General features: G+C 54.8%; 8 protein-coding genes and 3 pseudogenes. 3 read left to right on the top strand and 8 right to left on the bottom strand.

Going from position 1 to position 9,791, the window contains the following annotated elements; all coding sequences use genetic code 11:
• Positions 1-81: 81 nt before the first annotated feature.
• The 4 genes from NKH60_RS33960 to NKH60_RS33945 are packed head-to-tail and all read right to left on the bottom strand — an operon-like array spanning position 82 to position 4,694.
• Positions 82-1,191 carry an OmpA family protein gene (locus NKH60_RS33960; RefSeq protein WP_352874970.1) on the bottom strand — a complete coding sequence of 370 codons (1,110 nt, stop codon included), beginning with the start codon at positions 1,189-1,191 and terminating at the stop codon, positions 82-84.
• Positions 1,188-2,414: a hypothetical protein gene (locus tag NKH60_RS33955; RefSeq protein ID WP_352874968.1), complete on the bottom strand. Its 1,227-nt coding sequence runs from the start codon at positions 2,412-2,414 to the stop codon at positions 1,188-1,190. The genes NKH60_RS33960 and NKH60_RS33955 overlap by 4 nt, the downstream gene beginning before the upstream one ends.
• Positions 2,414-3,229: a hypothetical protein gene (locus NKH60_RS33950; RefSeq protein ID WP_352874967.1), complete on the bottom strand. Its 816-nt coding sequence runs from the start codon at positions 3,227-3,229 to the stop codon at positions 2,414-2,416. Before NKH60_RS33950 ends, NKH60_RS33955 begins: the two co-directional genes overlap by 1 nt.
• Positions 3,222-4,694: a hypothetical protein gene (locus NKH60_RS33945; protein WP_352874966.1), complete on the bottom strand. Its 1,473-nt coding sequence runs from the start codon at positions 4,692-4,694 to the stop codon at positions 3,222-3,224. Before NKH60_RS33945 ends, NKH60_RS33950 begins: the two co-directional genes overlap by 8 nt.
• Positions 4,695-4,996: 302 nt before the next feature.
• On the opposite strand from NKH60_RS33945, the pseudogene NKH60_RS33940 reads away from it, so the two are divergent.
• A pseudogene (locus NKH60_RS33940) lies at positions 4,997-5,143 on the top strand (DUF4236 domain-containing protein); the annotation flags it as partial.
• Between the two features lie 35 nt (positions 5,144-5,178).
• Here the strand turns inward: NKH60_RS33940 and NKH60_RS33935 are convergent.
• The 3 genes and pseudogenes from NKH60_RS33935 to NKH60_RS33925 form a co-directional block, all read right to left on the bottom strand.
• The gene (locus NKH60_RS33935; RefSeq protein WP_352874972.1) at positions 5,179-5,460 is read right to left on the bottom strand and encodes a hypothetical protein; all 282 of its coding nucleotides are present in this window, start codon (positions 5,458-5,460) and stop codon (positions 5,179-5,181) included.
• Positions 5,461-6,193: 733 nt separating this feature from the next.
• Positions 6,194-6,607 (bottom strand): annotated as a pseudogene (locus NKH60_RS33930) (IS21 family transposase); the annotation flags it as partial.
• Between the two features lie 617 nt (positions 6,608-7,224).
• Positions 7,225-7,680: a hypothetical protein gene (locus tag NKH60_RS33925; protein WP_352874965.1), complete on the bottom strand. Its 456-nt coding sequence runs from the start codon at positions 7,678-7,680 to the stop codon at positions 7,225-7,227.
• A 150-nt stretch (positions 7,681-7,830) separates the two neighbouring features.
• Between NKH60_RS33925 and NKH60_RS33920 the strand changes: the two genes are divergently transcribed.
• Together NKH60_RS33920 and NKH60_RS33915 are read left to right on the top strand one after the other, a co-directional pair.
• The gene (locus NKH60_RS33920; protein ID WP_352874964.1) at positions 7,831-8,895 is read left to right on the top strand and encodes a DUF475 domain-containing protein; all 1,065 of its coding nucleotides are present in this window, start codon (positions 7,831-7,833) and stop codon (positions 8,893-8,895) included.
• A gap of 101 nt (positions 8,896-8,996) precedes the next feature.
• Positions 8,997-9,462 (top strand): annotated as a pseudogene (locus tag NKH60_RS33915) (IS630 transposase-related protein); the annotation flags it as partial.
• A gap of 80 nt (positions 9,463-9,542) precedes the next feature.
• Here the strand turns inward: NKH60_RS33915 and NKH60_RS33910 are convergent.
• Positions 9,543-9,791, bottom strand: a 249-nt coding sequence (locus NKH60_RS33910) for a hypothetical protein (RefSeq protein ID WP_502907809.1), incomplete at its 5' end; no start/stop codon positions are given.

Below are 9,791 nucleotides of genomic sequence, written 5' to 3'. Positions count from 1 at the left end.
TACCGGTGCGCATGCACGATCGTCGCACATGCGAAAACCGATGGGAATCCAACATCGGACTCTTTTGTCTCGATCAATCCACTAGTGCAGAGCTTCCGGCGTCCCCCTCCGCCGGACGCGGATTTCAATCCGCCGGCGGGACTTATCGTCTTTTGACACCCACTGGGTTATCCGGTCCCCTGGAAGAATAAGTTGGGCTGCCGAATAGGGCAGCACCGTAGCGTTTTTCAATCCCGGTTGCCGCTGCAAGACTTGCGCGACAGCCACTGCCCGCGCGAGTCCCAGGCCCGCATTGTCACCGGGCCGAAGGGCCGCAACGTCAGCTTTGCCGCTTAGAACGGGGTTCAATTCGCGGTCCATGTTTGAGGGAACGCCCGCCAGGGGCTGCTCATCTGTGTGCCCGATCACCTCGATCAGATCTACGTCGTAGTCGTTCAGAAGCTTGGTAAGCTTCGTCGTGATGTTACCCTCGAGCTGTTCCTTGAGCTTTTTATCCAGTTGAGCGCTGCCCACATTGAAAGAGTAACCTTCGGCTTCGCTCAAATTTATTATCGGCGGCCATTGATGGGCTTTGGCTGTTTCAGGGGCGGCAGAATTCTTGTCTATCGCTTGCGCCAGCTGCTCTTTGACCTCGGCAGCTTCAAGCTTCGCGAATTGCTTTTCTTTCAAGACAACCAACGCCGGAGCCAACCTTTCCAGCTCCTGGCTCGTAATGCCTTCGGCCTTGAGCTTGTCAACTAGGACCAGATCTGTCTGCGCACTTTTGAGATCAGTCTCGGAAATTCCCTGCGCCTGCATCGCAATCACGGCTTTAACTTCCTCAACAAGGGCAAATAGCTGATCGCCGGATACGCCTTCACCTTTGTACTTTTGGACGAGCTTTCTCGCGAAGTTCAGTTCACTCCAGTTTTCGCTGATTTTGGTATTCCCGGCGGCTTGAGCCTGCAGTTCAACCAATTGAGCCCCAAACTCCTCGTTAGCCTCAATCAGCGCGTTTTCGTTCTGCTTGAGCAGTTGAACCTGATCGCTCATCTTTCTTAGCGCTTCCTCATTTTCCTTGCGTTGTTGGCTGATTATGGCAGCAGCGACAAGAAGAAGGCAAAAGACCAGCAAAAGCATCGATTCAGCCATCGTCAGGCCAAGGATCAAACCACGCCTGTAACCTTTTCGTTCAGAGGCGACGGCTGTCACGTAAACCAACCTCTTTTGGGCTCAGCGGGTTTCAAGGCAACTTCCTCCGAGCCTACCAGGACTTCTGCGTGTTCCGGCAAACCAGCTGTTGCCGATGTTGAATGCACCGAGCCGTTTATACGTACTGTTTCGATTGGCAGAGGTGGAGGCCTGTGGCCTGCCAGGTTCTGAACTAGATGCTGATAGTTGTTGTTGTGAATCAACATAACCCGGATCAGGCTCTCAGTAGAGTCTGCTGATCTTTCCAGGCCGGATAGGATTTGCTGGACAGGTCCAAAGGTTTCCCTGATCTGCTGGAATTGGCTTCTTTGCTCTTCCGCAGCCGCATCCATCCGCTTGGTATGCTCACTGGTGATTTTCCCCACGCCTGTTAGAACCGAGCCCAATTCAATTTTAAGAACCTCTTCCGGAGTCTTCATAGCTTCAAGCTTCTTGCCCGTAAGCTCAATGGATTCAGCGAATTTCTTGATGGACTGTTCCAGCGTAGTGTGAAGTTTAGTGATGTTTTCCGACGATAAACCGACACGTTGGGTGTTGCTGGCAAATTGATCGTCGAAGAGTTTGGAATGCTTTTCCAGAACCTCCTGCAACCCGTTAGATGCCAGTTGTATCGGTCTCACGGATTCCTGACTCAGATTTTCCATGATTTTCAATATCTTTTGGCCGGTCATTTCGGCTTGCTTTGCGATCTCGTCAAACCCTTCCTGAAGCATCTGATTGCTGGCGCGCCGATAGCTGGCAAATTCCAACGCAGCAGTGTCCATCTCAGTTCTGAGTTTGCGGACCATATCGGCCATCTCATGCCGGGTGGTACGCTCAATATCGATGGGGTCACGCCTCATCTGGTTATATAGGATCCGCAGCAAAATCCCGAAAATGGTTGAGGCTACCGCTACGCCAAAGTTACGAACGATCGCATCAATGGAATCCACGGTATTAAACTGAAACAGCGATGCGCCCAGCGAGGTAAGCGTGAACAAGAAACCGATATAGTAAAGGTTGTCGCCCGCCTGTTCATCATGGATGTGCAGTATCTTCGCGGCCATGTTCACAATCCAGTAAGCGACCATGAGGGCTATGGGGACTCCAGTCACGATGAATGGTGACAAGCCAAGGTATTTTGAGAAGCAGATAAAGGCGCATCCGATAAAGGTGAAGAAGCCGAAGACAACTATCGGACCCTTTTGTTCCAAAAACTCGCGCGTGGAAAACCGGGCAACCATCAGTTCATTCCTTCCAGACGAACGGTGGCTACGTTACGAACGCCCCGTTCGCTAAACCATTTGGCCCAGAATCTAACGTGTTCGAGAGGATTGAATTTCACTCCGCTGCGCTCAAAGTACAAGATCGTGACATCTACATCGTCCAAATTCGTCCGGAACTCCCGCTTTGCTGCTGACTTGTCAAACACGGCATAATCGATTCCGGAGGAATACTGTGAATAGAACTTCGTGTGTTCAATCATGTCGGACGCGATTACCAGCGTTTTCGGGATATCCGCGACGTCTTTGCGATCAAACAGGTCAACTTTCACGCGCTGAATACCGGCCATGATCGGTGACTGGGTGCCGCTCGAGCCATTTCCGATATCGTCGGTCCTGATTTTCTGAAGAGGATCATCGAAGGCTTCTTTCCACCGCTTTTTTCTAAGTCGCGGATTGTCAGTCATCTCATCAACCTCCGAACCGTCCCCCGGATTGCACGCGGCAAACAACGGGGTGAGCTGGCTTTGGACATCGGTGAGGTTGTAGATTTCCATCAGACCACCGACAGGGAGCGACGACACGACTTTATCAAACTCGGTTTTGAGTTTGCTCTTCGTTATATCCGTGATCGGATCCGTTGTGTCCATCAGCACAACCGTTACGGCAATCGGACCCGTTTCAGGACACATTGTCGTCTTGTCCAATGGGACGTGGTCCGACGCTTTGATCTTGAGATAAGCAAACCCGCCGAGCAGGGCGACGATCAGAACCGCCAACCCCGCCGACGCCAATATCAATCCGGTATTGCCCTGTGATCTTCTTCTTCTAGCCATTCGTCGTTCCCGGGAACATGTCATCCAACTCGCGGTAGCGCCTGACGGCCGCAAGGAACTCCTTGTCTACCTGATGAATTTGATCGGTCAGGAACCCCTGAGCTTCCTTGATCGATGCGGCGAGTTCCTGATCGTTCCACTCTCCCGTTGAGCTCACCGAGACATTTACACGGGACAGATTGTAGCCACCTACAAAGGACCGCGGATCACCGTCAGTCCTGGCCTTACGATTCGCGGCGCGGTATGCGATCAAGAGAGCATTCGCCGCACGTTCCAACTGGTTTTGATGTTCGGCGAACAATGAGATCACCCGCTGTCTGTGGGATATGATCGCGTTGTGTTCTTTGCGCCTGTTGCTGAGACCCTTTATGATGTCCTCGACCTTAGAATTGTGATCGTCGCGGATCTCGGTCAACTCTTCAAGCAACTCTTCTTTTCGGAAGTTATAGTTCTCGAAGCGTCTCTGCAGATTTTTCTCGACGGATGTGTAGCCAGGGTAAGGATCGCTGAGGAGCCAGCCGTCTATAAGCGCAAGAATCGAACAAAGAATTCCGAAGGCAAAAAGCATCCACGAGTTGAGATCCTCTAGGCCTGCAGGAGCTGTCCACAGACGCTGCACTACTTCTCTGGTCGCCCCCGTCAGGAGAGTTCCGGAGACCTCGCGGTAATGGGCGAGCGCAATGTTCAGCAGCACCGCTCCCGCGATGTATGCGGCAATAACAACCAGCCCCAGTAATTTGACGCCGACCGACCGGTGAACGAGCAGGCGCAATCCGAAGAACGATGCCATTATCGATAGACTGAGATTGATCAACGAAAAAACAAACGCTTCTGAAATGCCGCCGACAATGCCTTGCTCGCTGCCCTTCGCAAGGAAGTTGCCGTTCAGGAACGTTTCAACCAAGAGGAGCAGTGCAAGGAAGAGATACTTAAAAGTGGTGTAGGCCGACCCCGATATCTTCGCCGGGCGGTCAATATTGTGCCGCTCGCGAAATTTGGATCTGTACCGGTGCGCTTCCTGCAGCTGCTCGCGCAGGACATGCAGATCATTGGCACCTTTGGTCGCCTCGACAACGAAGTCGGAGACGCTGCTGGCGTTGGCCTGCCGGATCATTCCGAACTGACCTTCGAAATCCAGGTTTGTCAGGCGGTCATGGAAAGTCTGCATCTGATCTTCGACGATCTGATGAGCTGTCTTTTTCTCCGACTCGATACGTTCGACAATTGCCAGTGCCACTTCATCAAACGTCTTCTGGGCTTTCGGCGGCAGATTCTGAGCTCCACGCTCGGCACCTTCCTTTTCCAGCTCCATCGTGTGAGTCAGTTTTTCGACGTCAAGTGTCGGAAACAGTTCTGAAGATGCGCGAAAGTCATGGCTGCTTTGGCGGGCGGTGTCCACCAACCGGTTCAATGCCTCAAAACGCAATTTGTCCCCCGAAATCCAACCTTGTTGGATCAAAGCCACCGCAAATCATCGTAACCTTACGATCGAAATACGCAGCACCCCATAAGGTTTGGCCTATATAGAAGATCGGAAATTGTGGCAACCTACAGTGATCTGATAACGCTGCGTAAAACGATAATCATTCGGGGGCTCGCACGCCGAAGCCAACCGCTGTCGATCGGAAAAGCCTCAGTGAGCGACAGCGATTTGTCGTCCCAATCTATCAGCTGATCCCTTGAGTATATCGCATGACGAAGTGTATTCTGTTTATGAATTGCAATTAATGCAGAATTGCATGGCCAAAACGGGAACGGGGGGCAATCTTGGGGTTCTATATTCGCAGGTCGGTATCGGTCGGTCCATTCAGATTCAATTTGTCGAACTCAGGGATCGGGGCTTCGGTAGGCATTCGAGGATTGCGGATCGGCAGCGGTCCTCGCGGGAATTATATCCACGCCGGACTTGGCGGCTTCTACTACCGCGGCTCACTTCCTTCCGGACGCACTCAGCCGTCCCGCTCATCTGTCGATCGTCTGCCATCCCCCAGCGCTATCCCGGATTTGCCGACCCCCAGAACATCTGACGATGTCACCATGCGGGAAATTTCAAGCGGGTCGGTCTTGGAGATGGTGCCTGAGTCCGCAGCGGAGCTTCTGTCCCAGATAAACGAAATGAACCAGCGCACAAAATTGAGTACCGTCGTTCTGTTGCTCGGATTTGCGGCGATTTTTCTGTCGCTTATGTCAGGGAGTGGCGGCTTCACAGCCTTTGTTGTCGGAGTCATCATCGTTGTCTTTTGTGCCGCGCGCTATGCGGACGGCATCAGACGTGCAGTCGTGCTCGTTTATGAATTCGACCCGGAAGTGCTCTATAGGTATCGGGCTTTTGTGGAAGCGTTCGAACGCATCTCCTCAGCCAAGGCAATCTGGCACGTAACCGCACAAGGAAACGTGACGAACCGCAAACGACATGCCGGCGCAGGTACATTGATAAACAGAAAAGGTCTGACAATTTCCATCGCTTCGCCAGCCGTCGTCAAAACAAACATTTCGGTTCCTACAGTACCTGTCGGAAGTCAGACGCTGCACTTCTTTCCGGATCGTGTCCTTGTTGTAAACGGCAAGAAAGTTGGGGCTATTGAATACGAGGACCTGCGGCTAGACGTAAACACAACAAATTTCATCGAAGAAGACCTCGTACCTTCCGACGCCAGAGTGGTCAGATATAGCTGGAGATACCCGAACAGAGACGGTGGTCCCGACAGGCGTTTCAAAGACAACCGTCAGATTCCGGTGTGCGCCTACCAGGAAGCGCACTTCACAAGCTCCAGCGGCTTGAATGAATTGATCCAGGTGAGCACCGAAGGTCTGTTGGCGCAGTTTGCGAAGGAGCTGCAAAACATGGCGTTTCCTCCGACTCCCGACAACGCGGAGAAGCTGTTTCTCTACATTCCCGGATAACCACACAAAACCGCGTCTGTTTCGTAAGCATCCGGTGTGGCTTCCGATTACCCACATCGTCGGCTCATCGGTAAAGACGACATTGAACTGGGCGAAGTCGACCTGCGCCTGCTCGCCGGGCGGGGTCTCGAAGCGAACCTCGTATCCACGCTCCGCCGCGGCAGGACGGACGTCGCGCAGGAAGTCGGTGACGGCCGTGTAGCCGCCGCCATAGCCGAGGTCCTTCAGTTCCCGGAAAAGCCGGCTGCCGGTGAGTCCGGGATATCGCGTGACGCGTTCGCGAAGATAGGCCGTGAAGGGATCGATCACCGCCTGACGCGGCTTGCGCGGTCCGTAGGCCGGAGCCTCGAGCCCGCGCTCAATGTATTTGCGCACCGTCTTGCGGTCGATCCCGCTCTCCCTGGCGATCGCCGACACCGACAGGCGCTGCCGATGCAAATCCAATATCATCATCATCTCCCCGATCTTGATCACCGAAATCCCTCTCCCGACCATCAGGAGAAGCATCAACGATCACGCGCCGCCGGTCTCTCCCGGAGCGCGCTCCGGAAGACCGGCGACAGCGCTATACTGGGGAAGATTCAAACGGCACTTCTGGGGAGTATTGAGCCGGCATCGACACCACGGAGAGATCTTCGACCGGCAAGTTGCTCAGTTGCTCACCAGCTTCCAGTCGATCGGGCTCGCGACCGGGCGGCGAAGTGGATGTAATTCAGAACCTGCGGACTGTAGCGCATCTGCTTGCCCACGGCGGCAAGGTGTTGATGGCGGCGAAATTCACCTGCAGCCAGGTCGTCTCGTCCTGATCGACCGTAATACGATGACGTTCCGCCCAAGACGCCGCCGCAAGTTGGGCAAAGACGCGATGAGCAGGATCGCGTGGGCAGCGTCGGCAGGCCGCTCGGCCAGCCTGTTCGTCTGCACCCGCACGAGGAAGCTGGTACCAAGGTCCTGCGCGGTGCAATAGAGCTCGTAGATGTCGCTGTCCCGGTCACCCACATGCACGCAGCGCTCGGGCGCACCATGATCAGCTCCGCGCCCGTGCCCGTCGCTCAACGTCCAACAGGGCAACATTGATCGCCGGAGCGAACTCAGGATTGGATAAAACTTGGGGCCAACGTCAGCGCGGCTGTAGTAAATTCGGTCGTGTCCTGCAGGATAAGGATCGGACCTTCGCTCGCCGCAACGCGCGCCGCGGTCGCGGCGAAATGGCCAGCGAGAACGGAATGTTCGGTCACACGCGGGTTGTCAAAGAAGCGGTAGGCCGCCTTCGCCGCCCCCAGTCGCCGCAGGCCGCCGGATTGGCTTGCTCGGCGCAGCTGACATCTGATCCAGCAACCGTCGCAGCCGACGAGCCAAACGCTTGTTGGGAAGGGCCGCAGCAGAAAGCTTACCTCCTGCCAAGCGGCTTCGCTGCTGCTGGTCTTGTCTCGCATCCGTGATTCGGCGTCACGGACAGAATCACGGCAGATCCATTCGGGGCAATAGGCCTGCCGACGATGTGGGTAATCGGAAGCGTCACCGGCGGCGTACCCTGTTTCAGCCATATATGTTGTTTCCTGATAAAGGAAATTCGTTTAAAGCGACTTTGGGGCATAGGAATCTGGGGCTAGCTCAGCATCCATTGATAAATCTGCAATCGGAGTTCCGACACTGCCGGAGCTCTCAATAAGCTTCGGCCTGGGGACCGCATCATAATGGCAACTTATCGATATTTTACGTGGGCATTCGTCGTTACGGTGCTTGGACTGATGCTTGGCGCTTGGCTGGGCTGGAACTCGACCGGAACGCTATCTGGAGCTTTGCAGATTTTCTTCATCTGCGCGGTTCTTGCAGTCCTTGAAATTTCTTTGTCCTTTGACAACGCGATCGTGAACGCAAATAAGCTCAAGGACATGACCCCGAAATGGCAGCACCGGTTTCTGACTTGGGGTATCCTCATAGCCGTGTTCGGCATGCGCATCATCTTCCCTCTCGCCATTGTCGCCCTCGCGGCGAACATCGCACCGGTAGCTGCAGTTCAGCTGGCAATCAATGAGCCAGCCGAGTACGCCCGGATCATGAATGAAGCGCACGTCAGCATTGCTGCGTTTGGAGGAACATTCCTGATGATGGTCGGCCTGTCGTTCTTCTTCAATGAGGAAAAAGACGTCCACTGGGTGCATTTCATCGAAAACCGGCTAGCACGTTTCGCAGGTGTAAAGGGCGTCGAAATCGCATTCGTTCTCATCCTCGTCCTGGTTTTCTCCTCCTTGCTCGAGCGGTCGGTCGCCGAGACCTTCATTTACTCAGCCATCTACGGACTACTGACATTTCTTGTCGTCGAAATCTTGGGCAGCGCTCTCGATGCATCGCATGAAGCGCTCGCTGGTGCTGCGAAAGGTGGTCTCGGTGCTTTCCTGTACCTTGAAGTTCTGGACGCCAGTTTCTCGTTCGACGGCGTGATCGGAGCGTTCGCGCTTTCACAGAACCTTTTCGTGATTGCGATCGGTCTCGGAATCGGCGCAATGTATGTGCGTTCGATGACCATCATGCTGGTCGAAAAAGGAACGCTCTCTGAGTACCGCTTCCTGGAGCATGGCGCATTTTGGGCTATTCTCATCCTTTCAGTGATCATGTTTGCGCAGACGCTGTTCCACATCCCTGAGGTGGTCACGGGTCTGTTCGGTGCAGCGCTTATCGGTGTTGCGCTTTGGTCTTCAATCCTCTGGAACAGGGCAAATCTCCACCGCGAGGTTGTGGCCGTCAACGGCCCGGCCTAACGGCCGAACGGGGCCTAGAGCACGTCCGGGGATCGATGAATCGACTGTGATGTGACGCGAATGGTTTGACTGATTCAACGTCCACTTTATGGAGGTGGACGATGGCGAGAGCACTTGGTGAGGATCTGCGGTCACGTGTCGTGAAGGCGGCCGGTGAAGGAGCATCGGCCCGCCAGGCAGCGGCTCGGTTCGGTGTCGGGATATCGAGCGCGATCCGCTGGATCGGCAGAGCCCGGAGGGGCGAGACGACGCCGCGACCGCAGGGACGACGGCGCGGCTCGCGTCTCGACGCCCATGCCGACTTCATCGTCGGGATGATCGAGGAGCGCAAGGACATCACGCTGAACGAGATGGTGGAGCAGCTCTTGGCCGAGCGGTCCATGCGCATCGGCCGCAGCACGTTGAGCGACTGGCTGCGGGGGCACGGCTGGACGTTCAAAAAAGTCCGCACACGCACTGGAGCAAAATCGTCCCGACATCCTGAAGCGCCGGCGTGCCTGGTTCGACGGCCAGCTCGACCTCGATCCGGCAAAGCTCGTCTTCATCGATGAGAGTGTGCTGCAGAGCAGCGGAAGGAGTTCAATGTGAACTAAGACCGTAGCGTAAAGCTGCGTGAATGATGGGGGACGGCCCTCCGGGATCGGCTTTCAGGAGCAGGTCTCAAACCAGTCCAAGCTGCTGCGGTAAAGAGCCGTGGTGGTGAGCGTTGGATGAAAAGTTCGGACGAGATCCGAGCAGGTGGGTGTCCGAAAGACGAACGAAAGTGAACCCTTCGAAGACGCGTCGTTATGAACGTAAGTGTCGCCGAAACGTAAGCGCGAATTTCCCCGCACCTTTTGCTGTTGAGTGCTCTGATGCATGAGGTGTCCACCAAAATAGGTGGACACCTTGTGATG

The organism is Mesorhizobium sp. M1006, from assembly GCF_040318825.1.
In the GTDB taxonomy this organism is placed as follows: domain Bacteria; phylum Pseudomonadota; class Alphaproteobacteria; order Rhizobiales; family Rhizobiaceae; genus Mesorhizobium.
This window is presented reverse-complemented; position numbering and strand designations above follow the sequence as displayed.

Coding starts and splice junctions, on each gene's coding strand:
- NKH60_RS33950 (WP_352874967.1), bottom strand. CDS start 3,229: ATGGCTAGAAGAAGAAGATCACAGGGCAATACCGGATTGATATTGGCG.
- NKH60_RS33920 (WP_352874964.1), top strand. CDS start 7,831: ATGGCAACTTATCGATATTTTACGTGGGCATTCGTCGTTACGGTGCTT.
- NKH60_RS33955 (WP_352874968.1), bottom strand. CDS start 2,414: ATGGTTGCCCGGTTTTCCACGCGCGAGTTTTTGGAACAAAAGGGTCCG.
- NKH60_RS33925 (WP_352874965.1), bottom strand. CDS start 7,680: ATGGCTGAAACAGGGTACGCCGCCGGTGACGCTTCCGATTACCCACAT.
- NKH60_RS33935 (WP_352874972.1), bottom strand. CDS start 5,460: ATGATGACTCCGACAACAAAGGCTGTGAAGCCGCCACTCCCTGACATA.